Raw genomic sequence first — 24,093 nt, forward strand, 5'->3', positions numbered from 1 at the left:
AGTGGCGCTTCAAGCGCCGCTGAACCGGCGCAGCGCGCGGTGGCCGAGCCGGGTGAGTTCGGTCACCGTTGCCACCGGCACGCTGGCCTCGGCGGAGCGCTTCGATGGAAGCACCGCCTTGACGCAGCCCTCCATCAGCAGGGCCTGTACGGCGGCAATGCCTTGCACACCCGCGACGGTGGCGGGCAATCGCTGCGTGGAGAGGTAGTGCAACAACGTGTGGCGCATCTTCTTGAATCCCTGGACGCTTGATGGAGATGCGGAGCGCGGAGAAAGAAATCTTGACGACCTTCAGCCTCGAGGAACCGCTCGATGAGCGGGTGCAAAAGCAGATGCAGAAGCGACCTCTACCAACGCCGGAAGACCGTCAAGATTCAGTATCGTTCTCCAACCTTAAGCCGGGCTGAAGACCGGTTGTGCGTCATCGCAATCAAGGTAACTAGATTAGTGATGCGCCCGGTCTCCCGCCAGTGCCGAAAGTCATCTGCGACCGGCAGCCTTCCTGATCGAGCCTCTTACAGATGCTGCGCGACGATCACCACCGCCCCGGCCAGCGAGATGGCTCCACCAATGACTTTTCTGAATGTCTTCATGCGACTCTCCAACAGCGAAGTGAGTCGTCATGGTGCCGCGTCTGCACCTGCCGCGGGTTTGACAATATTCATCCCCGGGATAGGGACGGCCCTCAGGTCGCGGAGGTCAAGCCCGGCTTGCGGTTGCCATCCAGCGAATACAACTGGGGCCGGTCCTCCGCGAGGACGTCGGCGGGTCCCTGCTCCGCGCCGCGCGGCTGCCGATAGAGCTCGCTCTCGAGCCGCCTCACACGCTCTGCGTACATTCGCGCCAATGCGCTGTGATGCTCCGCCGCAGCCTGGTGTTCGATGCGGGCCATCTGTGCTTCCTCGAGCAATGCCGACGCCCTTTTGAGGTATGCGGTGTGGCTCGGACGAAACAAGAAGTCGAAGGTCATTTCATGCTCCTTGCCGCGAAAAGTGCGGTGAAGAGATGTTCCTCCCGCGAGCCCCATGACGTCTGTCAGAGCGCACCTACCCCGGTTGCTGCAACTACGTTTTACCTAGCACATGGCCATGTCAGGTTTTCCATTTTCAATGGGGACAATGTTGTGGAAAACCATGTGTGAAGAGTTCGGGATCGTTGCCTGGCGTGGCCTGCAACACGGTGCCTGCAAAAGCAGCAGCAGGCGAAAAATATTTGGATGCGCTGCAGATTTCGTTCTTTGCCGGGCACAAAAGTGCCATCTGCTACAATCCGCCTCCGCCCCGACTTGCTCTGGGTGTTGCCTGGCCAGGCAAGCCGAATCTCACACCGGCGCGTCGAAGTCACTCCGACGAAAAAAATAACAGGTGGCTTCCGCAATTGAACATTTGCCGTAACCGTGGACCGCGTGAGAGTTCACGACCACATTCCCGAAAAAGCCCGCCTCGTGCGGGCTTTTTCATGGCCGATCGAATCGGGCTAACCCGGGCTTTTGCTCTCGACTTCCCGCTCCGTCTCGCGCGGAAGCTCGGCCAGGAACGTCGACACGATGATGGCCGCGGCCCGATCCACCTCGAGCACATCGGTGATCCCGAACTTGAGCGAAGCCGTCTTGACCGTGGAGCCGAGCGGCCTGCGCAGCTCCAGAAGAACCTCGGCCGCCAGTTCGCGATCGGTGCGCGCGCGGCCGTCCGGCCGCATCACCCATCGGTCGACCTGCTCGAACGGCATGCCGCGAAAAACTCCCACGACGGGGAAATACTGGAACCGCTCTTCATCGAGCCGGATCGGAATGCTGAAGCGGCACACGAATGTGTCCACCTCAGGTGACAGTTCATTCATAACTCCCATGAGACACCTCTTTTTGTTGCTAAGAGTGTGCTGCAGCGATCCGCACATTGGGAATGTGTCGGCCTGCGACATGAGGCACAAAGACACAATTACACAAAGTTGATGGCCAAAAATGGCATTAATTCACGGCCGTTTGGAACGCCGAGGCCAAAAAAACCCAGCACGCGGCTGGGTTGAATCTCTTCAAGTGCTGTCACACACAGAGAACTCGCAGTTCGAAGCGAGTCCGCAAAATCTAGGGCTTCGCACAAGCCGCCTCTGTCAGACGAGACCGACACTTCGGACCCATCTCCCGTCCGAGTGGCTTTCGCGCCTGCCAAATACTTCACGTTTTTAGGTGTGTCCTACGCGAACAGCCTATTTTTGGCTTACAGCCGATAACAACTGCTCCACCGACGATCGAGGGGCTGTCACGCAACAGGGCCGCATAGAAGAAGAGCTCTCTGTTTTGTCCTTAGAGCGCCCTCAAAGGGCTCCTCGAACCCGCTTCGGCGGGTATTTTTTTGCCCGCCCGATTTGTCCGTTCGTCGTCCTGCCCGAAGCTCATTCGGCGGCAAGGGCCTGCGCCGGCGCGTAGGGCATCGGATCGGCATCGAAGCGCTCGAATCCGCAGTAGCAGAGAAAGTGGCGACCGGCGGCGCGCCCGAACAGCGTCATGCCGAGCTTCCCTGCCAGCTCGTGCCCCATCGCGGTGACGCCGTTGCGCGAGACGATGATCGGCACGCCCATGTGGGCCGACTTCATCACCATCTCGCTCGTCAGGCGCCCCGTTGTGTAGAAGACCTTGTCTCCGCCGTCGATGCCATGGACCGCCATCCACCCGGCGATGGAGTCGATGGCGTTGTGACGCCCGACGTCCTCCACGAACACCAGCATCTCGGTTCCGCTGAAGAGCGCGCAACCGTGCACCGACCCTGCCTGCCGATGCACGCTGTTGCGCGATTTCATCAGTTCGAGAATGCGCAGCAGCGTGTCCTGCGCGATGCGCGCCGACTGCGACGTCGGCAGCTGGACGGCGCCGATCTGGGCCATTGCATCGCCGAAAACGGTGCCCTGCCCGCAGCCGGTGGTCACGACCCGGCGCGCGGTCTTCTCTGCGAGGCCGTCGATGCCGCGATGCGTCTTCACGGCCGCGGCGTCCACGCTCCAGTCGACATCGATGCTCTCGACATCGCTCGCATGGCGGATCAGGTCCTGGTTGAGCAGATAGCCCAGCACCAGCAAGCCGGGCGCGGCGCCCAGGGTCATCAGCGTCACGAGTTCGCGCTTGTCCACGAAGACCGTCAACGGCCGCTCCGCCGGAATATCGATGTCGCGGCGTTCTCCGTGCTGATCGACGATCTCGATGCGGCGCAAGAGCGTGCCGCGCACCTGATTCAGCCGAGGCGCGTCGGCACGCCGGGGCAACTGGACGGCGTCGAAAGCCAGCGGCTCTTCGTCTTCAAATGTGGGCATGCGAAATCCTACGCCACCGCGGGTTCCGCCTCCGTGCTTTCTCGGCCGTAGCCCGTTGTCGGCGCCGGGGTTCCCCCCGCCGTGATGGCCACCGCGCAGTACTTGAATTCTGGAATCTTGCCGAACGGATCGAGCGCCGCATTCGTCAGCAGATTGGCGGCCGCTTCGTAATAGGCGAACGGAATGAACACCGCTCCCGTCGGTGTGCCGTCGTCGCGCCGCACGCTCAGCGCGACCTCGCCACGACGAGACTTCACGGTGATCACGTCGCCCGCTTCGACACCCAGCTTGCGCAGGTCGCCACCGTTCATCGATGCAGTGGCAATCGGTTCGATCGCATCGAGCACGCTGGCCCGCCGCGTCATGCTGCCGGTGTGCCAATGCTCCAGCTGGCGGCCGGTGATCAGGACGAAGGGAAATGCCGCGTCGGGCCGCTCATTGGCGGGAATGATGTCCGCCGGCACCAGCTTGACGCGACCGTCCTTCGTCGCGAACGTGTCGATGAACACGGTGGGTTGCCCTGGATCGTCCTCGGACAAGCAGGGGTAGGTCACGCTTTGCTCGCGTTCGACGCGTTCCCATGTAACGCCTTCGATCACGGCATGCATCGCCTGGCGCATTTCTTCGTAGACCGCCGCGACGCCGCATTCAGGGCCTTCGTAGTTCCACGACAAGCCCAGGCGCTCCGCGATCTGCTGAATGATCCACAGGTCGGGCTTGGCATCGCCAGGCGAATTCAGTGCGCGGCGGCCCATCTGGATCATGCGGTCCGTGTTCGTGACGGTCCCGGTCTTCTCCGGCCAGGCGCTCGCCGGCAGCACGACATCGGCATACCAGGCGGTCTCGGTCATGAAGATGTCCTGGACGACCAGATGATCGAGCGAGGTCAGCGCATGGCGTGCATGGTTCAAGTCCGGGTCGCTCATCGCGGGGTTCTCGCCCATGATGTACATGCCGCGGATCTTGTGCGGATCGCTGTCCGGCGCAAGCGCCTTGTGCATGATCTCGACGACTGTGTAGCCGGGCTTGTTGTCCAGCGGCGCGTCCCAGAAATTTTCGAACCACGCGTGCACGCCCGGATCGTCCACGCGCTGATAGTTCGGCAGCATCATGGGGATCAGGCCCGCGTCGCTGGCACCCTGCACGTTGTTCTGCCCACGCAGCGGGTGCAATCCGCTGCCGGGCTTGCCGATCTGCCCGGTGACACTGACGAGCGCGATCAGGCAACGCGCGTTGTCGGTGCCATGCACGTGCTGGCTGATGCCCATGCCCCACAGGATCATCGAGCCCTTGCTCGTCGCGAACTCGCGTGCGACCTCGCGAATCGTCTCGGCCGGAATGCCGCAGATCGGCGCCATCGCCTCCGCGGAATAGCCCTGCACATTGGCCTTCAACGCCTCGTAGTTGCTTGCGCGACGGGTCAGGAAATCGGCATCGACCAGGCCTTCGTCGATCACGGTGTGGATCAGCGCATTGAGCAGCGCGACGTCGGTGTCCGCGCGGAACTGCAGCGTGCGCCAGGCATGTCGGCCGATGTCCGTCACCCGTGGATCGGCAAGCACGATCTTCGTGCCGCGCTTTGCGGCGTTCTTCATCCACGTCGCGGCGACCGGGTGATTGGCCGTCGGGTTCGATCCGATCACCAGGATCAAGCCGGCGTGCTCGACGTCGCTGACCTGGTTGCTCACCGCGCCGGAACCGACGCCTTCGAGCAGCGCCGCGACGCTGGAGGCGTGGCACAGGCGCGTGCAGTGATCGACGTTGTTGCTGCCGAAGCCGGTGCGCACCAGCTTCTGGAACAGATAGGCCTCTTCGTTGCTTCCCTTGGCCGATCCGAAGCCGGCCAGGGCCTTGAGACCATGCGTGTCGCGCAAGGACTTGAGCTTGCTGCCCGCCAGGTCGAGCGCCTCTTCCCAGGTGGCCTCGCGGAATACCTTGCTCCAGTCGGCCGGGTCGCCGATCGCATCGGGGTCCTTGGGCACGCCGGCTCTGCGGATCAGCGGCTTGGTCAGCCGTTGCGGATGGTGTGCGTAGTCGAAGCCGAAGCGACCCTTGACGCACAGGCGGTTGTGGTTCGCCGGACCATCGCGGCCGTCGACGCTCACGATGACCTCGTCCTTCACGTTGTAGGTCAGCAGGCAGCCGACGCCGCAGAACGGGCACACCGAGTCGACCTTGCGATCGACCTCCTGGGCACCGATGTGGCTTTTGGGCATGAGGGCCCCGGTCGGGCAGGCCTGCACGCATTCGCCGCAGGCCACGCAGGTGCTGTCGCCCATGCCGTCCTGCAGGTCGAACACGATCGCGCTGTCGTGGCCGCGAAAGGCATAGCCGATCACGTCGTTGACCTGCTCCTCGCGGCATGCGCGCACACAGCGGTTGCATTGGATGCAGGCATCGAGATTGACGGCCATGGCCGGGTGCGACAGGTCGGGCGCGGGCTGCGTCCGGCTGATGGCCGCCAGCGCGGGGCGGACTTCGACATCCATGCGCGATGCCCACTCGCTCAGCTCGCCATGCTGCAGCGTCTCGTCGTTGCCGATCCACTTGTGGCCCTTCTGCGGCATGTCCGACAGCAGCATCTCGAGGACCATCTTCTGGCTCTTGAGGGCACGCTCGCTTTTCGCCTGCACCTTCATGCCCGCGACGGGCGCGCGGCAGCAGCTCGGCGCCAAGGTGCGCTCGCCATCGATCTCGACCATGCAGGAGCGGCAGTTGCCGTCTGCACGGTAGCCGGGCGTGTAGCAAAGCCGCGGAATCTCGACGCCGTGCCGATCCGCCACCTGCAGGATCGTTTCGCCCTCGTAGCCCTGGACCGGCCTGCCGTCGAGTTCGAACTCGACGACGGCGGGCGTCAGAAGGGTTCCTTCGCGTGCATTCATTCAAAGCACCTCGTGGGGAAAATATTTCTGGACGCAGCGAACCGGATTCGGCGCCGCCTGACCGAGCCCGCAGATCGACGCGTCGACCATCACCTGGTTCAGATCCTCCAGCGTGGCGTGGTCCCAATGGGGTTCCGCCATCAACCGGGCCGCCTTGCCGGTACCGACACGGCACGGCGTGCACTGGCCACAGCTCTCGTGCTCGAAGAAATGCATCATGTTCAGCGCGGCGTCGCGAGCACGGTCCTTCTGGCTCAGCACGATGACCGCGGCCGAGCCGATGAAGCAGCCGTGCGGCTGCAGGGTGTCGAAGTCGAGCGGAATGTCGCTCATGCTGGCTGGCAGGATGCCGCCTGACGCTCCGCCGGGCAGGTAGGCGTAGAGGTCGTGCCCCGGGAGCATCCCGCCGCAGAACTCGTCCACCAGTTCGCGCAATGTGATGCCTGCCGGCGCCAGCTTGACGCCAGGCTCCCGCACCCGGCCGCTCACGCTGAACGACCGGAGGCCATGGCGTCCGTTGCGGCCGAAATCGCTGAACCATGCCGCACCACGCTCGACGATGTCGCGCACCCAATAGAGGGTCTCGAAGTTGTGTTCGAGCGTCGGCCGGCCGAACAACCCGATCTGCGCGATGTAGGGCGGCCGCATGCGTGGCTCGCCCCGCTTGCCTTCGATGCTCTCGATCATCGCGGACTCCTCGCCGCAGATGTACGCGCCCGCGCCACGCCGAAGCTCGATGCGCGGCAACGCACAAGGCGGATTTGCCTGCAACAGTGCGAGTTCGCGTTCGAGGATCGCGCGGCAGCCGTGGTACTCGTCGCGCAGATAGACATAGCAGGCGTCGATGCCGACCACTGTGGCGGCGATCAGCAGCCCATCGAGGAATCGATGAGGGTCACGCTCCAGATAGGTTCGATCCTTGAACGTCCCGGGCTCGCCTTCATCGATGTTGACGGCCATCAGGCGCGGCGCCAATTGCTGCCGCACGATGCCCCACTTGCGCCCTGCGGGAAAGCCCGCGCCTCCAAGGCCGCGCAGGCCGGAATCGGTCATTGTTTTCAGTACGTCGTCCACCGGCCTGGCGCCGGAGGCCACCGCGGCCGCGAGCTGATAACCACCGCGCGCCCTGTATGCCTGATAGCCGACATAGGCAGGTGCCGTTTCTTCTGGCGATGAGGTGATGGACACCGGTCCCGCCGCTGCGGCATCGAATACCCCGTCGTCGGCAGGCAGCCCGTGCGCCCTTGCGTCCTGATCGACTGCTGCCTTGACATTGGCCGCCGTGGCCCTGACCACGGGGGCCTGGCCGATCACCGCCACCGGCGCCTGCTCGCAGCGCCCGACACAAGGCGCCGCGATCACCCGCACGTCGGCGCCGAGCATTGCCGGCAGGCGCTGCAAGAGATCGCGGGCACCCGCCAGTTCGCATGAGAGCCCGTCGCAGACGCGCACGGTCAGCGCGGCGGGCTGGTCGTCGCCGCGAAGCACTTCGAAGTGGTGGTAGAAGGTCGCCACTTCGAAGACCTCGGCCATCGGCAGATTCATTTCCCGAGCGAGCGCAACGAGATGCCGGTCGTGCAGGCATTGCCATTCGTCGTTCAGGCGGTGCAGATGCTCGATCAGCAGATCCCTCCTGTGCGGCCCGGGCCCGAGCAGCGCCTGAACCTCCTCGAGTGCCACGTGGTCGGGTTGGCGTCCCTTGAGCTTGCCCTTGCGGCGTATCTGACCGCGGAGTTCGTCCAATGTGGCTAGTCGCACCGGTTCAGGTGCGCGCATGGCTGTGGTCATGGCATCGGCGAAGCGATCAGGCCTCGCAGCAGTGGGTGGGGTTAAAGGTATGTGGGACCAACATGACGCCGGCGGCGTCACATTCCGTGTGTCGGGCGCGGACAAGTCCTGCTGGCCACCCGGTTGAGTGACGATGCTGATGGGTGCCCGAGGCCAGGTCATTGATCGTGGTCAACTTATCGCAGCACGGCGATCGGGCGAAACCCGAAGCTCGCCATGCTGCGGAGTTGCCTCGGCGTTTGCCCATGCGACTCCTTATTTGCGCGGCATGCTACCCCATGTATTCTTGTGGCGTATCGACGAGGCGGCGGCTGTACTTCCGTCGCGCGGGCACCCCCAACTGTCCCTGAGCATCGCTGAAGCATCGACTATCGTTCTCCCCATGCCCTCCTCGGAAACCCCTGCGATCTCCGCCTCCGGCCGCCCGACGCTCGATGTCGCGGTCGTCATGCGCCGCGAGCGGCTGCATGGCCCGTCCAGCCACTGGCAACCCTGGCGTTGGACGCTCGACAGCGTGATGCCCGACGAGCCCGGTTTCGGCACCGAGCCGCGCTTGCTGCACGACGACGAAGGCGAGCAACGCTGGTTGCATCCGGGCTTCAAGGTCGAACTGTTCCGCGACGAGGCCGAGGGCTACCACCTCAACGCGACCACGCCGACACCCTGCTGGTTCGTGCTCTGGCGCATGGACGAAGAGGCGACGCTCGGACCCGAGCCGATTCCGCGTCCGGTCGTGGTGACGCTCAGCTACTACGAGGCCGGGCGCTGGCTCGACGCGCAGGAAACCGTCGAGCAGGTGCCGGCGCCTACGGAAGTGATCGACTGGGCACGCGCTTTCGTGGACGAGCACTACGTGATCGAGCCGAAGCGACGTCGTCGGCCCGAGAGTTTCCGGTCGCTGGTCGATCGTTTCGGCAACGCCGCGAGCGTGACGACCGAGAAGAAGCGCGGGCGGGGAGCCGGGGATGTCTGAGGGTTTTCTCGGACGGTGGTCACGACGCAAGCAAGAGGTGCGGGAGGCCGAAGCATCAGTCGAAGCGAAGACGGCGCCGGAGTTGGTGTCTGCGCCGATGCCGATGCCAGCGACGGAGACTTCCCCTTTGCCGCAGGCTTTGCCCCCGCATGCGCCCCCTGCCTTGGAGAAAGAGCCGGCGAACGAACTGGAGAAGGCGCCACCGCTGACGCTCGTGGATGTGGAAGGGCTGGGCATCGAGTCGGACTACAAGCCCTTCCTGGCCAAGGAGGTCGCGCCCGAGGTCAAGAACGCGGCCTTCCGCAAGCTCTTCTCCGATCCGCATTTCAATGTGATGGACGGTCTCGACACCTACGTCGACGACTATTCCAAGCCCACGCCGATGCCCGACAGCGTGTTGCGCCAGATGGCGAGCGCCAAATTCCTGAAGCTCTTCGACGAGGAGCCCGAGCGCATTCCCCCTGAAACCCCCAAAGCCATGGGGGCGGAGGACGTGGCACAGTCCAACGATTCCGGAGATCTTCCCAGCCCGCCGGTTGCCGATGCGCAACCAGCCAGCCAAGAAAACGATGACCACCACGCTGATCTGCGACTGCAACCAGACGATGCCGCTCGAGCCGAAGACACTCGGCGCGGCACTGGCTGAATCCCTTCCCCTGCATTCGGCGCTCTGCCGCCGCGAAGCCGCTTCCTTCCAGCGCGCCATCCAGTCCGGAGACGAAGTGGTTGTCGCCTGTACCCAGGAAAAGCGGCTGTTCGGCGAACTCGCCACGCAGACGCCCGCTGCGACTTCTTCGATCCGCTTCGTCAACATCCGCGAGACAGGCGGATGGAGCCGCGACGCGAAAAGCGCGATGCCCAAGATCGCAGCGCTCCTGGCCGCGGCCAGCCTGCCCGAGCCCGAACCGGTCTCGACCGTGAGCTACAACAGCCAGGGCCGGCTGCTGATCATCGGGCCCCTCGACGAGGCCGAGCGCGCTGCGGCCTTGGTCGGCGACACGCTCGACGTGACCCTGATGGCGCAGGGTCCGGGCGCATTCGGCGGCACACAGGAGCGCCGCTGGCCGGTGATCGCGGGCCGCATCGATTCGCTCGCAGGCTGGCTGGGCGCCTTCAAGCTCCGCTGGACGCGCGACAACGCGATCGACCTCGACCTGTGCACGCGCTGCAATGCCTGCATCGCAGCCTGCCCCGAACAGGCGATCGGCCTGGACTACCAGATCGACAACGCCCGCTGCACGTCGCACCGCGATTGCGAGCGCGCCTGCAGCGTGGCCGGTGCGATCAATTTCGCGCGCGAGCCTCAGGTGCTCGACGCGGCGTTCGACCTGGTGCTCGATCTCGGCGCCTCGCCGCGCATCGATTGGCATGCGCCGCCCCAGGGCTACTTCCACTTGCCGGGCGGCGTCGCGCATGCCGAGGGCCTCCAGACGCTGCTGCGCCTGCGCGAGCTGGTCGGGGAGTTCGAAAAGCCCAAGTTCTTCGACTACAAGCAGAGCCTCTGCGCGCACAGCCGCAACGAGGTGGTCGGCTGCAATGCCTGCGTCGAGGTGTGTTCGGCCCATGCCATTGCCAGCGACAAGCAGCGCCAGCGCATCGTGGTCAATCCGAACCTGTGCGTCGGCTGCGGCGCGTGCACGACGGTCTGCCCGACAGGCGCGCTGGGCTACACCTACCCCCGTGCTCCCGATCAAGGACTCAAGCTGCGCGAGCTGCTCACCACCTATGCCGCAGCGGGCGGCCGCGATGCCGCGCTGCTTCTGCACAGCCAGGAAGGCGGCCAGGCGCTGGTCGAGCAACTCGGACGGCAGGCGCAACTGGGCAAGGCGCAAGGCGTGCCGGCCCGGGTCATTCCGGTGGGCCTCTTTCACGCGGCGAGCACCGGCATCGATCTGTGGCTCAGCGCGATCGCCTTCGGTGCTTCGCAGGTGATCGTGCTTTGTACCCGCGAGGAAGCGCCGCAGTACCTGGCAGCGCTCAAGAAGCAGATGGAGATCGCCCAGGCATTGCTGCTGGGGCTGGGCTACACCGGAACGCACTTCCGCGTGATCGAGGCCGATTCGACGGCGGTGCTGGATGCCGCGCTGGCCGGCTTGCGCACGACGACACAGCAAGTGCCCGCAACCCCGGCCCGTTTCGCAATCGGCGCGGTCAAGCGCGACAGGCTCGAGATGGCGCTCGACCATTTGATGGGTGCGGCCCCTGCCCTGCAGGCGCCTGCCGATGCGCCATTGGCTTTCGGCCTGCCTCCAGGCTCCCCCCTCGGTGCCATCGCAGTCGACAAGGAAAAGTGCACGCTGTGCCTGGCCTGCGTCAGCGCCTGCCCGTCCGGCGCGCTGCTGGACAGCCAGACCGCGCCGCAGTTGCGCTTCATCGAGAAGAACTGCGTTCAATGCGGCTTGTGCGAGATCACCTGCCCAGAAGATGCCGTTTCGCTCGTGCCACGCCTGCTGGCTTCGCCCGAACGCAAGCAGCAGGTGCTTCTCAACGAGGCAAAGCCCTGGGCATGCATCCGCTGCAGCAAGCCCTTCGGCACGCAGAAGGCGATCGAAGCCATGCTCGGCAAGCTGGCGGGTCATGCGATGTTCCAGGGGGAAGCGCTGGAGCGCCTCAAGATGTGCAGCGACTGCCGGGTCATCGACCTCTACAGTGCCACCAACGAAGTGAAGATCGCCCCGCTATGAGTGAGACCTTTCCCGCGTCCTCCGCGCTCGACGAGGAAGTGGCACGCGCCGAGCTCTACGGCCTGCTGGCGCGCCTTTGGTACGCGGCACCCGATGCCGGGCTGCTGGAGGCTTTCCAGGTTGCGCCGACCGAGGCTCCGGCCGCGGGCGCCTTTCTGGAGGAGCCGTGGCGCCAACTGGTCGGCATCGCGCGCGACACCAGCGCGGCCGCCGCGCACGACGAGTACGACGCGCTCTTCGGCGGCATCGGCAAGCCCGATATCTTCCTTTTCGGCTCGCACTACCTGAGCGGCTTTCTCAACGACAAGCCGCTCGTGCAACTGCGTCACGACCTCGACCGGCTGGGTCTTGCGCGCACCGAGGCCACCTATGAAACCGAGGACCACATCGCCTGCCTGTTCGAGGTGATGCGCTACCTGATCGCCGGCGACGACGTGGCCGTCGCCAACCTTACACAACAACAGGCTATTTTCTCGAAGCACATCCAGCCCTTCTTGCCCGCGTTGTGCGACGCTGTCGCCCAGCATTCCAAAGCCCGGTTCTATGCAGCACTCGCGGTCTTCACGCGCGCGTTCGGCGAGGTCGAGGCACAGGCTTTCGACATGATGGCCTGATGGAAGGGGAAACCGGGTTGCCCGTGAAGTGTTGCTGGTCTAGTATCCAAAAGCACTCACGTATTTCATGACGTGTCGCACCTAGCCACTCCTGGAGCCAATATGCAGGACAGCCAAAAAGACACCGGCCTCAAGCCGGCCTCTCGTCGGGGATTCTTCCTCGGCGCCGCGACCGCCGGCGTCGCCGCAGCAGCCGTCACGGCGCTGCCGAAAATTGTCGAGGCGCCCGTCGCCACCGCCGCTCCCTCCTTGCCGCCTGCGCCCGAAAACGGCGGCGGCTATTCCCTGAGCGAGCACGTCAAGCGCTACTACAAGACCGCTTCAGCCTGAGGAGTCCCCGTGCTTCTGACAAGAAAATCCCCGGGCAGCGCGAGTCAACGCGACTCCGACCCGTCCACCGCCACTTCACCCTTCGTCCACAGCCTGCGGCGCGGCCTTGCGAATGCACTGCCGACGATGGACCGGCGTGCCTTCCTGCGGCGCTCCGGTCTCGGTGTCGGTGTAGGCCTCGCCGCCAGCCAGCTCACCCTGATCCAGAAGGCTCGCGCGGCCGACGGCAGACCCGTCGCCATCGGCGCCGGCAAGATCGAGGTGAAGCGCACCGTGTGTTCGCACTGCTCGGTGGGCTGCGCCTCCGATGCGGTGGTCGAGAACGGTGTGTGGGTGCGGCAAGAGCCGGTGTTCGACTCCCCCATCAACCTCGGCGCCCACTGCGCCAAGGGCGCCGCGCTGCGCGAACACGGCCATGGCGAATACCGCCTTCGCTATCCGATGAAGCTCGTGAACGGCAAGTACGAGCGAATCAGCTGGGACACTGCGCTCGACGAAATCACCGCCAAGCTCAAGGAGCTCACCAAGGCCAGCGGTCCCGATGCGATCTACTGGATCGGCTCGAGCAAGCACAGCAATGAGCAGTCGTACCTGCTGCGCAAGTTCGTGAGCTTCTTCGGCAGTAACAACTGCGACCACCAGGCGCGCATCTGCCACTCGACCACGGTCGCGGGCGTGGCGAACACATGGGGCTACGGCGCCATGACCAATTCGTACAACGACATGCGCAATGCGAAGGTCGCGATGTACATCGGCTCCAACGCCGCCGAAGCGCACCCGGTGAGCATGCTGCACATGCTGCATGCGAAGGAAAACGGCTGCAAGATGATCGTGGTCGACCCGCGCTTCACCCGCACGGCGGCCAAGGCCCACGAGTACGTGCGCATCCGCTCGGGCTCGGACATCGCGTTTCTGTTCGGCATCCTGCACCACATCTTCAAGAACGGCTGGGAAGACAAGCGCTACATCAACGACCGTGTCTACGGCATGGACGAAGTGCGCGCGGACGTGATGAGCAAGTGGACGCCCGACAAGGTCGAAGAGGCCTGCGGCGTCAGCGAGGCCCAGGTGCTGAAGGTCGCCACGATGCTCAACGAGAACCGGCCGGGCACCGTGGTCTGGTGCATGGGCCAGACGCAGCACACCATCGGCAACGCGATCGTGCGGGCTTCCTGCATCCTGCAACTGGCGCTCGGCAACGTCGGCAAGTCGGGCGGCGGCACCAACATCTTCCGCGGCCACGACAACGTGCAAGGCGCGACCGACGTCGGCCCCAACCCCGATTCGCTGCCCGGCTACTACGGCCTCGTCGAAGGTTCTTGGAAGCACTTCGCCGCCACCTGGGGCGTGGACTTCGAATGGATCAAGGGCCGCTTCGCATCGCCCGCGATGATGAGCAAGCCCGGCATCACGGTTTCGCGCTGGATCGACGGCGTGCTCGAGAAGAACGAGCTGATCGACCAGGACTCGAACCTGCGCGGCGTCTTCTACTGGGGCCACGCGCCCAACTCGCAGACGCGCGGTCTCGAGATGAAGCGGGCCATGGACAAGCTGGATCTGCTGGTCGTGGTCGACCCCTACCCTTCGGCCACCGCCGCCATGGCCGCCATGCCGGGGCGCCCCGAGGACATGAACGCGAATCGCGCGGTCTACCTGCTGCCGGCCTGCACGCAGTTCGAGACCAGCGGGTCGGTGACGGCCTCGAACCGGTCGATCCAATGGCGCGAGAAGGTCATCGAGCCGCTGTGGGAGAGCCGCAGCGACCACATGATCATGCAGCAGTTCGCCGACCGCCTGGGCTTCGGCAAGGAGCTCAGCAAGAACTACAAGATGCAGAAGGTCAAGGGCATGGACGAGCCCGTGCCCGACGACATCCTGCGCGAGATCAACAAGTCGTGCTGGGCCGTCGGCTACACCGGCCAGAGCCCGGAGCGGCTGCAGGCGCACATGCGCAACATGGCCGCCTTCGACGTGCGCACGCTCAAGGCCAAGGGCTCGGTGAAGGACAAGGTCAACGGCTACGACATGACGGGCGATTACTTCGGGTTGCCCTGGCCCTGCTACGGCACACCCGAGCTCAAGCACCCGGGCTCGCCGAATCTCTACGACCCCTCCAAGCACGTGATGGACGGCGGCGGCAACTTCCGCGCGAACTTCGGTGTCGAGCGCAGCGGCAAGAACCTGCTGGCCGAGGACGGCTCGCATTCGCTGGGCGCCGACATCACCACCGGCTACCCCGAGCTCGACCACCTGCTGCTCAAGAAGCTCGGCTGGTGGGACGAACTGACCGATGCCGAGAAGCCCAAGGCCGAAGGCAAGAACTGGAAGACCGACAGCTCGGGCGGCATGATCCGCGTGTTCATGAAGAACCATGGCTGCCACCCGTTCGGCAATGCCAAGGCGCGGGCCGTGGTGTGGAATTTTCCGGATGGCATTCCGCAGCACCGCGAACCGCTCTACGGCACGCGGCCCGACCTGGCCGTGAAGTATCCGACGCACGACGACAAGATGGCCTTCTGGCGCATGCCCACGCTCTACAAGAGCGTCCAGCAGAAGAACATCGCCGACAAGATCGCCGAGAAATTCCCGTACATCATGACCTCGGGCCGCCTCGTGGAGTACGAGGGCGGGGGCGAAGAAACGCGCTCCAATCCCTGGCTCGCCGAGCTGCAGCAGGAGATGTTCGTCGAGATCAATCCGAAGGTGGCGGCCGAGAAGAACATCCGCAACGGCGAGCGCGCCTGGGTACACACGCCCACCGGCGCCAAGCTCAACGTGCAGGCCCTGGTCACCGAGCGCGTCGGACCCGACACCGTGTTCATGCCCTTCCACTTCTCGGGCCACTGGCAGGGGGCGGACATGCTCGCCTACTACCCGAAGGGCGCGGCGCCCATCGTGCGCGGCGAGGCGATCAACACCGGCACCACCTACGGCTACGACAGCGTCACCATGATGCAAGAGACCAAGACCACGGTCTGCAACATCGAGAAGGCATAAGGAAATCCCATGGCAAGAATGAAGTTCGTCTGCGATTCCGAACGCTGCATCGAGTGCAACGGCTGTGTCACGGCCTGCAAGAACGAGAACGAGGTGCCATGGGGCGTGAACCGGCGCCGCGTGGTCACGCTCAACGACGGCCTGCCGGGCGAGAAGTCGATCTCGGTGGCCTGCATGCATTGCTCCGACGCGCCCTGCATGGCGGTGTGCCCGGTGCAGTGCTTCTATCGCACCGACGAAGGCGTGGTGCTGCACGACAAGGACGTGTGCATCGGCTGCGGCTACTGCTCGTACGCCTGCCCGTTCGGCGCACCGCAGTTCCCGTCGCAGGGCACCTTCGGCGCGCGCGGCAAGATGGACAAGTGCACCTTCTGCGCCGGCGGCCCCGAGGCCAACGGCTCCGAAGCCGAATTCGAGAAGTACGGCCGCAACCGCCTGGCCGAAGGCAAGCTGCCGGCTTGCGCCGAGATGTGCTCGACCAAGGCACTGTTGGCCGGCGACGGCGACGTGGTGGCCGACATCTTCCGCACCCGCGTCGTGCATCGCGGCACCGGCGCGGAAGTCTGGGGCTGGGGCACGGCCTACGGTTCGCAGCAGGCAGGCACGCCGCCCACCGGAGACAAGAAGTGAGACGCGCGGCCCTGACCCTGTTGGCGCTCGCGTCGGGCGCCTTGCTGCTTGCGGCCTGCACCGAGAAGCCGCAGACGAACGCGGAGGGCGTCAAGCACGATGCGGTGCCCTGGAGCGGCACCGGCACGCAGGCCAACACCGGCACCGTCTTCACCGCGCCCGGCTGGAAAGTGGGCGACAAGACGGCGTGGGAGCAGCAGATCAAGCTCCGCTCCAACGGCCAGAACGAATACACCCGAGAAAACTGAGCCGGAGGCCGCATGAGCGTCGTCACCCTTCGCACCAGGCAAGCCTTCAATGCGCTGTTGGCAACCGCGCTGCTGGGCTGCGCGGCGGGCGCGTTGGCCCAGGCCGGCAACCCGGCAACGGGCGGCGTAGACGCCGCAGCGCCAGCCCCCTCTTCTTCCTCCCCCGCGGCTGCGCCTGCTGCCACGACAGCCGCACCGGCTCCGCAAGCCGCGGGCGGCATCCGCAGCCAGAACATCTTCGACGTGAAGCTCGAGGCCAGCGCCGACCCGCACTACCTCAACCAGACCAACGGCGAGCGCAACAAGGTCCAGCCCGGCAACAACGCGCCGATGTGGCGCCAGGTGAGCGGCGGCGTCACCGGCTACAGCAGCCTGCCCTTGAGCGAGGCGCCCGAGGCCGGCAACCTGATCCAGGGCTTCGTGCAGTACCCGGGCTCGCGCTTCACCAATGCCGGCGAGGCGTGGCGCCAGGTGCGCAACAACTGGATCATTCCGTACGGTGCGGCGTTGCTCTTTGTCACCTTGCTGGCGCTGGCGATCTTCTATTTCACGCGCGGACCGATCCGCCTGCACGGCACCGAGACCGGCCGCAAGATCGAGCGCTTCACGCCCTTCGAGCGCGCCACGCACTGGTCGAACGCCATCGCCTTCGTCACGCTCGCGCTCTCGGGCATCGTGATGGCCTTCGGCAAGTTCTTCCTGCTGCCGGTGCTGGGCAGCGCGCTCTTCGGCTACCTGGCCTACGTGCTCAAGACCGTGCACAACTTCGTCGGGCCGCTGTTCGTGGTGACCACGCTGTTCATGATCTTCACCTTCATCCGCAGCAACTGGCCGGGCAAGGAAGACTTCACCTGGCTGCGGCACGGCGGCGGCCTCTTCGGCGGCAAGGAGCCGGCGTCGCACCGCTTCAATGCCGGCGAGAAGCTGGTGTTCTGGGGCGGCGTGCTGTTTCTCGGCAGCATCGTCATCGCCTCGGGGCTGTTCCTGGACAAGCTCCTGCCCGGCTTCGTCTACACGCGCGGCGAGATGCAGGTCGCGCACATGGTGCATGCCGTGGCCACGCTCTTCATGATGGCGATGATCATGGGCCACATCTACATCGGCACGCTCGGCATGACGGGCGCCTACAAGGCGATGCGCGAAGGCTACGTCGACGAAACCTGGGCCCGCGAGCATCACCGGCTCTGGTACGACGACATCGAGGCGGGCAAGATCCCGGCACAGCGCTCGTCGCCGCCCGAGGCACCACCCGAGCCCGCACGGCCGGCGACCGCGCAAGGAACCTCCGCATGAAGCACACGCTGATCCTTCTCTGTGCACTGGCGCTCCCGCTGGCTGCAACGTCCGCCTTCGCCAAGCTGCCGGCACCCTCGCCCGAAGCGCAGGCCAAGGCCGCCGACACCGCGGCCCGGACCGCGTGGAACACCAAGACCGACGCCTACCTGCTCTGCAAGGCGCAGGACCAGGTCGCGGCCAAGTACCGCGCCAGCGCCCAGGCCGCAGGCAAGCCGGCGCCCGCGGCAATGGCGACGCCGCCTTGCGTGGACCCGGGCCCTTACGCCGCGGCGCCGACCGAGACCAAGCCCATCGAGGCATCGGGCGCGCATTCGCCGGCTCCCACGGCGGCGGCACCGCCCAGCACGAACCAGACCTCGGCACAGACGAATCCCGCACCGAAGAAGTAAGCCGGCGGCAGGTGCCGTTGGCTGCCCCAGTCACCTCGGGCGGGTGGCTGGCAGGCGATGGGCCGGGCGCGATGCGCGTCGAGGCCGGCGACCTCCAACTTTCTATACTGGCCCGATGCCCACACCCGAACGAACTGTCTCGACCGATGTGCGTATGCGCGGCTTCAGCCAGCGCGCCGAGGTTCCCGCCGCCCTCGCGTGGATCGATGCCCATGCGGCGCTGCTGCCCGGCGAATCCGTGGCGGTCGACGAGGCCACGGGACGGGTGCTCCTTCATGAGGTGATCGCGCCCATCGCGGTGCCCGAGTTCGATCGCGCGGCCATGGACGGCTATGCGCTGCGCGGCGGCGAGACCACCGGTGCCGGCGAATACAACCCGCTGGAATTCCCGGTCGTGGGCCATGCCTGGCCGGGCCGGCCCTTCGAAGGCGAAGTGCCCGCGGGCGCCGCCATTCGCATCATGACCGGGGCGCCGGTGCCATCGGGATTGGACGCGGTGGTGCCCGCCGAATACGCAAGCGAGCAGGACGGCCGGCTTGCCATCACGCGCGCCGTCGCTCCGGGCCAGCATGTGGGCCACATCGGCGAAGACATTGCGCGCGGCAGCACGGCCCTCGCCGCAGGCCGCCGGCTTCGCCCGCAGGATGCGGGACTGGCGGCTTCGCTCGGCCTCGCGCAACTGCAGGTGTTGCGCCAGCCGCGCGTGCGGCTGCTCGTCACCGGCAACGAAGTGCGGGCGCCCGGCACGCCCAAGGGACCCTTCGAGATCTACGACGCCAACTCCGTGACCTTGCGCGGCCTGGTCGCGCGCGACGGCGGGCTGCTCGAATCTCATCAGCGCCTGGGCGACGACCCCGAGGTCATCGCGGAGGCGCTCGCGGCGCCCGGCGCCGACGTGGTGCTCGTCTCCGGCGGCTCCAGCGTGGGCGCCGAGGACCATGCGCCGCGCCTCTTGGCCGAACGGGGCGAGCTGGCCATCCACGGCATCGCGATGCGGCCTTCCAGCCCGGCCGGCATGGGCCGCATCGGCGACACGCTGGTCTTCCTGTTGCCGGGCAATCCGGTCTCCTGCCTCTGCGCCTACGACTTCTTCGCGGGCCGCGCGATCCGCCTGCTCGGCGGCCGGCCCGCCGACTGGCCCTATCCCCGCACGCGTGCGACCGTCGCGCGCAAGATCGTCTCGCAAGTCGGACGCGTCGACTACGTGCGCGTGAAGATCGGCCCCGAAGGCGTGGAGCCGCTCGCGCTCTCGGGTGCGTCCGTGCTGAGTTCGACCACGCGGGCCGACGGCTTCGTGGTGGCCCCCGCCGAAAGCGAAGGCTTCGGGGCGGGAACCGAAGTCACTGTCTACCTCTACGAGTGCCCGTGAAAGCCCAAACTCAATTTCTCGATGTCGTGACGCGCGACGAGGCCGAGCGCCGTTTTCGCGAACACCTGAACCTCGCGCCGCTGGGCCGCGAGACCGTGCCGCTGCACGCGGCGCTGGGCCGCGTGCTCGCCGAGGACGTGGCCGCGCCCATCGACGTGCCCGGCTTCGACCGCTCCAACGTCGATGGCTTCGCAGTGCAGGCCGCCGACACCTGGGGCGCGATGGAAGAGCAGGCGCGCTCGCTGGCCCTCGTCGGCGAGACGCTCGCGCCCGGCATCGTGCCCCGGCGCGAAGTGGCGCACGGCCAGGTGACCGCGATCGCCACCGGCGGCATGCTGCCGCGCGGCGCCGATGCGGTGGTGATGGTGGAGCACACCGATGCCGAGGACGGCCAGGTGCAGATCCGCCGCGCGGCCGTCGAGGGCGAGAACGTCAGCTACGCCGGCACCGACATCGCACGCGGCGAAACCGTGCTGCGCGCCGGCCAGCCGCTGAGCTCGCGGGAGATCGGCGTGCTCGCGGCCCTCGGCCTGGCCGAGGTCGGCGTGTACCGCAAACCGCGCGTGGCCATCTTCTCCACCGGCAACGAAATCGTCGCGCCCGGTGCGCCGCTGCCCACCGGCGCGGTGTACGACTCCAACGCCGCCATCATCGGCGCCGCTGTCGAGGAACTGGGCGGCCTGCCGGTGCGGCTGGGCGTGATTCCGGACGACGAGGCCCTGCTGTCGGCCGCGCTCGCGCGAGGTTTGGAATGCGATGCCGTGGTCTTCTCGGGCGGCACGTCCAAGGGCGAAGGCGACCTCTCGTACCGCGTGGTGGCCGCGCTCGGCGACCCGGGCATCGTGGCGCACGGCGTGGCGCTCAAGCCCGGCAAGCCGGTGTGCCTGGCGGTCACGGGCGGCAAGCCGGTCGTGATCCTGCCGGGCTTTCCGACCTCGGCGGTCTTCACCTTCCACGAGTTCCTCGCGCCCGTGATCCACGCCTTCGCAGGCCAACCGCCCGAGCGGCGCGAGCACATCGCGGCCACGCTGCCCATGCGCGTGAACTCCGAGCGCGGCCGCACCGAATATCTGTTGGTGGGCCTGGTGCCCACCGAGCAAGGCGTGGCCGCCTATCCGATGGGCAAGGGCTCGGGCTCTGTCACCACGTTCAGCAGCGCGGATGGCTTCATCACCATCGGCCAGCACACCGAGATCGTCGATGCCGGCGCGCCGGTGCAGGTGCAGCTGCTGGGCCAGGGACTGGACCCGGCCGACCTGATCTTCATCGGCAGCCATTGCGTCGGCCTCGATTGGCTGACCGGCGAACTGATGCGCCAGGGCATCCGCATCAAGGCCATGAACGTGGGAAGCACCGGCGGGCTGATGGCCGCGCGGCGGGGCGAATGCGACGTGGCGGGCATCCACCTGATGGACCCGGCGACGGGCGTCTACAACCTGCCGCTGCTCACGCCGGGGCTCGATCTGATTCCAGGGTACGGCCGCATGCAGGGCATCGTCTACCGCCCGGGCGATGCGCGCTTCGAGGGACTCGTCGCCGCCGCGGCCATCGCGGCCGCGACCACGCAGCCCGGCTGCACCATGGTCAACCGCAATGCCGGCAGCGGCACGCGCATCCTCATCGACCGCCTGCTCGGCAGCACCAAGCCGCCCGGCTACGGCGTGCAGACCAAGTCGCACAACGCGGTGGCGGTGGCCGTGGCGCAAGAGCGCGCCGACTGGGGCCTGGCCATCGACACGGTCGCGCGGCAATACGGCCTCGGCTTCATTCCGGTGCAGGAAGAGCGCTACGACTTCGTGGCGCCCAAGGCGCGGCGCGACCGCGCGCCTGTGCAGGCGTTCGTTGCGTTGCTGCAATCGGCCACGGCGCGCGAGGCGCTGCGTGGCTTGGGCTTTCGCATTGACGACGCAGCCGCCGCTTCCTGACACCCGATGCATTTCCAACTCTTGAGGACCACCCCCCGATGACCTCCCGCAGACGCTCCACCCTCCTCGCCCTCGCCGGTGTTCTCGCCGGTGCGCTTTTCTCCCCGCTCGCCCAGGCGCAGGACAAGTTCATCGTTCTGGCATCCACCACCTCGACGGAGCAATCCGGGCTCTTCAAGCACCTGCTGCCGCTGTTCACGCAGGCCTCGGGCATCGAGGTGCGCGTGGTGGCCGTGGGCACAGGCCAGGCGCTGGACATGGGGCGCCGCGGCGATGCCGATGCGCTGTTCGTGCACGACCAGCCGGCCGAAGAGAAGTTCGTCGCCGAAGGCTTCGGGCTTCCGCGCCGCGCGGTCATGTACAACGACTTCGTCCTGATCGGGCCGAAAGCCGATCCGGCCGGCGTGCGCGGCAACGACATCGCGGCGGCACTCAAGCGGCTGGGTGCCGCGGGCAGCGGCTTCGTCTCGCGCGGCGACAAGAGCGGCACCCATTCGGCCGAGCTGCGCCAATGGAAGCTGGCCGGCATCGACCTCGCGGCCGCCAAGCCCGCCGGCTACAAGGAGTGCGGCTGCGGCATGGGCCAGGCGCTCAACATCGCCGCGTCCACCAACGCCTATGTGCTGTCCGACCGCGGTACTTGGCTCAACTTCAAGAACCGCGGCGACCTGGGCATCGTGGTCGAGGGCGACAAGCAACTGTTCAACCAGTACGGCGTGATCGTCGTGAACCCGGCCAAGCATCCGCACGTCAAGAAGGAACTGGCGCAGGCTTTCTCCGACTGGGTGGTGTCACGCGACGGGCAAGCCGCGATCGCCTCGTACAAGATCGGCGGCGAGCAGCTCTTCTTCCCGAACGCGAACCTGTGAACGACGGCGGTCTGGCCCGGGTGATTCCGGGCGCCGTGCCGGCCGGCTACGGCTCCGGCCTCCCATCGCTCGCCGCGTGACCATGGCCTCGCGCTTGCAGCACTAGCCGTCCGTCGATGAACACCATGACCGAAGGCTGGGCGCTGGCCTGGCAACTCATTCGCCACGCCGATCCTGAACTCGTGCACATCACGGCGCTCTCGCTGCAGGTGAGCGCGACGGCTTGCGCGATCGGTGCGCTTTTCGGCTTGCTGCTGGGCGCCTGGCTGGCGGTCGCGCGATTCCCGGGGCATGTGCTGGCCGTGTGGCTGGTGAACACGCTGCTCGCGCTGCCCGCCGTGGTGGTGGGCCTATTGGTGTACCTGCTGCTCTCTCGCTCGGGGCCGCTGGGCGAACTGGGAATCCTCTTTACGCCGACGGCGATGGTGGTGGCGCAAAGCGTGCTCGTCACGCCGCTCATCGCCGCCCTGTCGCGCCGGCTCGTGATGGCGGCGCTGGCCGATGGCGGCGACCAACTGCGCTCGCTGGGCGCCGGGCCGCTCACCACTTCGCTGCTGATGCTGGTGCACGACCGGATGGGCGTGGCCACCGTATTGCTCACGGCCTTCGCGCGGGCCATTGCCGAGGTCGGGGCCGTGATGATCGTGGGCGGCAACATCGCCGGCGTCACGCGCGTGATGACCACCACCATAGCGCTGGAGACCAGCAAGGGCGACCTGGCGCTGGCGCTGGCGCTGGGCCTCGTGCTGCTGGCCGTGGTCGGCGCAATCAACGGTGCGATCGGGCTGCTCCAGTGGCTGGCGACCCGCCCGCTGAATGCCGCGCAGGCGAAGCCGCATGCCGCGGCGGCGAAGCCCGGCCTTCGCACGCCGGTGGGCATCGAGGCGGCCGAGCCCGCCGCGGGGACGCCGTTGATCCTGGCCGAGAACGCCACGGTGCGCTTCGGTGCACTCGTCGCGCTGGACAACGCAACGCTGACCCTGCGCCGCGGCGACCGGCTCGTTCTCGTGGGCGCCAACGGCTCGGGCAAGACCACGCTGCTGCGGCTGCTGCACGGCCTCCTGCCCTGCGAAGGCCGCTGCGAACGCCTGCCGCTGCAACCCGAAGGCAGCCTACCGCGCGCGGCCATGCTGTTCCAGCGCCCTTTTCTTCTGAGCCTTTCGGTGGAGCGCAATGTGCGGGTCGGCCTCTGGCTGTCCGGCGTGCCGACGGCCGAGCGCGGGGTGCGCTGCCGCGAGGCGCTCGCGCGCGTGGGCCTGGTCGAACTTGCGGCGCGGTCCGCCCGCTCGCTCTCGGGCGGACAGCAGCAGCGGCTGGGCCTTGCCCGCGCCTGGGCGCTGCAGCCGGACATCCTGTTCCTTGACGAGCCGACCGCCAGCTTGGACCCCGGCGCCAAGAACGAGATCGAGGCCCTCATCCAAGAGGTCGCCAACAGCGGAGTGACCATCGTGATGAGCACCCACAACCTCGGGCAGGCCAAGCGCCTGGCCACGCGCGTGGCCTGTCTGCACGCGGGGCGGATCGTCGTTGAACGTCCGGTTGCGCACTTCTTCGACGCAGAGGATTTGCCTGCCGAAGCCGAGCAGTTTCTCCAGGGGGAACTGGGCTGGCACCTGCGGCCGTAGGTTGCGGGTCGGAGATTCCGGCCCGCGTGTGGACGGTGCCGGGGTCGCGCATGAAGCCCATCGGCGGGAAGTGCAGTCATAGGGCACAGATTCCATGCCGCGCGCGCACTCGACGCGAGCTGCGGTCTTCGCTTCAAGGTGCCCGCGAAAGAACCCCCAAAGCAAAGCGGC

20 protein-coding genes are annotated in these 24,093 nt (G+C 66.6%); 14 read left to right on the forward strand and 6 right to left on the reverse strand.

The genetic code is table 11. The features are described 5' to 3' along the window. Positions 1 to 9 precede the first annotated feature (9 nt). From VARPA_RS18015 to VARPA_RS18040, 6 genes are all read right to left on the reverse strand, one after another. Positions 10 to 228, reverse strand: a complete 219-nt coding sequence (locus VARPA_RS18015; RefSeq protein ID WP_013542017.1) for a hypothetical protein — start codon at positions 226 to 228, stop codon at positions 10 to 12. A 457-nt stretch (positions 229 to 685) separates the two neighbouring features. Continuing rightward, positions 686 to 970: a hypothetical protein gene (locus tag VARPA_RS18020; RefSeq protein ID WP_013542019.1), complete on the reverse strand. Its 285-nt coding sequence runs from the start codon at positions 968 to 970 to the stop codon at positions 686 to 688. A gap of 506 nt (positions 971 to 1,476) precedes the next feature. Then, positions 1,477 to 1,839 (reverse strand): hypothetical protein, encoded by a 363-nt coding sequence (locus tag VARPA_RS18025; protein WP_049794432.1) that lies wholly within the window; start codon positions 1,837 to 1,839, stop codon positions 1,477 to 1,479. 552 nt (positions 1,840 to 2,391) lie between these two features. Continuing rightward, positions 2,392 to 3,303, reverse strand: coding sequence for a formate dehydrogenase accessory sulfurtransferase FdhD (locus VARPA_RS18030; RefSeq protein ID WP_013542021.1), 912 nt, complete (start codon positions 3,301 to 3,303; stop codon positions 2,392 to 2,394). Between the two features lie 8 nt (positions 3,304 to 3,311). Further along, the gene (fdhF, locus tag VARPA_RS18035) at positions 3,312 to 6,185 is read right to left on the reverse strand and encodes a formate dehydrogenase subunit alpha (RefSeq protein ID WP_013542022.1); all 2,874 of its coding nucleotides are present in this window, start codon (positions 6,183 to 6,185) and stop codon (positions 3,312 to 3,314) included. Next, the gene (locus VARPA_RS18040; RefSeq protein ID WP_013542023.1) at positions 6,186 to 7,973 is read right to left on the reverse strand and encodes an NADH-ubiquinone oxidoreductase-F iron-sulfur binding region domain-containing protein; all 1,788 of its coding nucleotides are present in this window, start codon (positions 7,971 to 7,973) and stop codon (positions 6,186 to 6,188) included. A gap of 382 nt (positions 7,974 to 8,355) precedes the next feature. On the opposite strand from VARPA_RS18040, the gene VARPA_RS18045 reads away from it, so the two are divergent. From VARPA_RS18045 to VARPA_RS31905, 14 genes are all read left to right on the forward strand, one after another. Then, the gene (locus tag VARPA_RS18045; protein WP_013542024.1) at positions 8,356 to 8,946 is read left to right on the forward strand and encodes a DUF3305 domain-containing protein; all 591 of its coding nucleotides are present in this window, start codon (positions 8,356 to 8,358) and stop codon (positions 8,944 to 8,946) included. After that, a complete protein-coding gene (locus VARPA_RS18050; protein WP_013542025.1) occupies positions 8,939 to 9,592 on the forward strand; it encodes a DUF3306 domain-containing protein in 654 nt (217 codons plus the stop codon). The genes VARPA_RS18045 and VARPA_RS18050 overlap by 8 nt, the downstream gene beginning before the upstream one ends. Then, entirely contained in the window at positions 9,552 to 11,630 is a 2,079-nt protein-coding gene (locus VARPA_RS18055) for a 4Fe-4S dicluster domain-containing protein (RefSeq protein ID WP_013542026.1), read from the forward strand. Before VARPA_RS18050 ends, VARPA_RS18055 begins: the two co-directional genes overlap by 41 nt. Then, complete coding sequence (locus tag VARPA_RS18060; protein ID WP_013542027.1) at positions 11,627 to 12,244, forward strand: TorD/DmsD family molecular chaperone; 618 nt, start codon at positions 11,627 to 11,629, stop codon at positions 12,242 to 12,244. Before VARPA_RS18055 ends, VARPA_RS18060 begins: the two co-directional genes overlap by 4 nt. A gap of 102 nt (positions 12,245 to 12,346) precedes the next feature. Next, entirely contained in the window at positions 12,347 to 12,574 is a 228-nt protein-coding gene (locus tag VARPA_RS18065; RefSeq protein ID WP_013542028.1) for a hypothetical protein, read from the forward strand. A gap of 9 nt (positions 12,575 to 12,583) precedes the next feature. Further along, a complete protein-coding gene (locus VARPA_RS18070) occupies positions 12,584 to 15,571 on the forward strand; it encodes a formate dehydrogenase subunit alpha (protein ID WP_013542029.1) in 2,988 nt (995 codons plus the stop codon). Between the two features lie 9 nt (positions 15,572 to 15,580). Next, positions 15,581 to 16,201, forward strand: coding sequence for a formate dehydrogenase FDH3 subunit beta (fdh3B, locus tag VARPA_RS18075; protein WP_013542030.1), 621 nt, complete (start codon positions 15,581 to 15,583; stop codon positions 16,199 to 16,201). After that, a complete protein-coding gene (locus VARPA_RS18080) occupies positions 16,198 to 16,449 on the forward strand; it encodes a hypothetical protein (protein ID WP_013542031.1) in 252 nt (83 codons plus the stop codon). Before fdh3B ends, VARPA_RS18080 begins: the two co-directional genes overlap by 4 nt. A 12-nt stretch (positions 16,450 to 16,461) precedes the next feature. Continuing rightward, entirely contained in the window at positions 16,462 to 17,742 is a 1,281-nt protein-coding gene (locus VARPA_RS18085) for a formate dehydrogenase subunit gamma (protein WP_013542032.1), read from the forward strand. After that, positions 17,739 to 18,134: a hypothetical protein gene (locus tag VARPA_RS18090; RefSeq protein WP_013542033.1), complete on the forward strand. Its 396-nt coding sequence runs from the start codon at positions 17,739 to 17,741 to the stop codon at positions 18,132 to 18,134. Before VARPA_RS18085 ends, VARPA_RS18090 begins: the two co-directional genes overlap by 4 nt. A 115-nt stretch (positions 18,135 to 18,249) precedes the next feature. Next, a complete protein-coding gene (glp, locus tag VARPA_RS18095) occupies positions 18,250 to 19,503 on the forward strand; it encodes a gephyrin-like molybdotransferase Glp (RefSeq protein WP_013542034.1) in 1,254 nt (417 codons plus the stop codon). Continuing rightward, the gene (locus VARPA_RS18100) at positions 19,500 to 21,428 is read left to right on the forward strand and encodes a molybdopterin biosynthesis protein (RefSeq protein ID WP_013542035.1); all 1,929 of its coding nucleotides are present in this window, start codon (positions 19,500 to 19,502) and stop codon (positions 21,426 to 21,428) included. Before glp ends, VARPA_RS18100 begins: the two co-directional genes overlap by 4 nt. A gap of 38 nt (positions 21,429 to 21,466) precedes the next feature. After that, positions 21,467 to 22,297, forward strand: coding sequence for a substrate-binding domain-containing protein (locus VARPA_RS18105; protein WP_013542036.1), 831 nt, complete (start codon positions 21,467 to 21,469; stop codon positions 22,295 to 22,297). A 116-nt stretch (positions 22,298 to 22,413) separates the two neighbouring features. After that, the gene (locus VARPA_RS31905) at positions 22,414 to 23,922 is read left to right on the forward strand and encodes an ABC transporter permease (protein WP_013542037.1); all 1,509 of its coding nucleotides are present in this window, start codon (positions 22,414 to 22,416) and stop codon (positions 23,920 to 23,922) included. The last annotated feature ends 171 nt before the right edge of the window (positions 23,923 to 24,093 follow it).

Source organism: Variovorax paradoxus EPS (assembly GCF_000184745.1).
Lineage (GTDB): Bacteria > Pseudomonadota > Gammaproteobacteria > Burkholderiales > Burkholderiaceae_C > Variovorax > Variovorax paradoxus_C.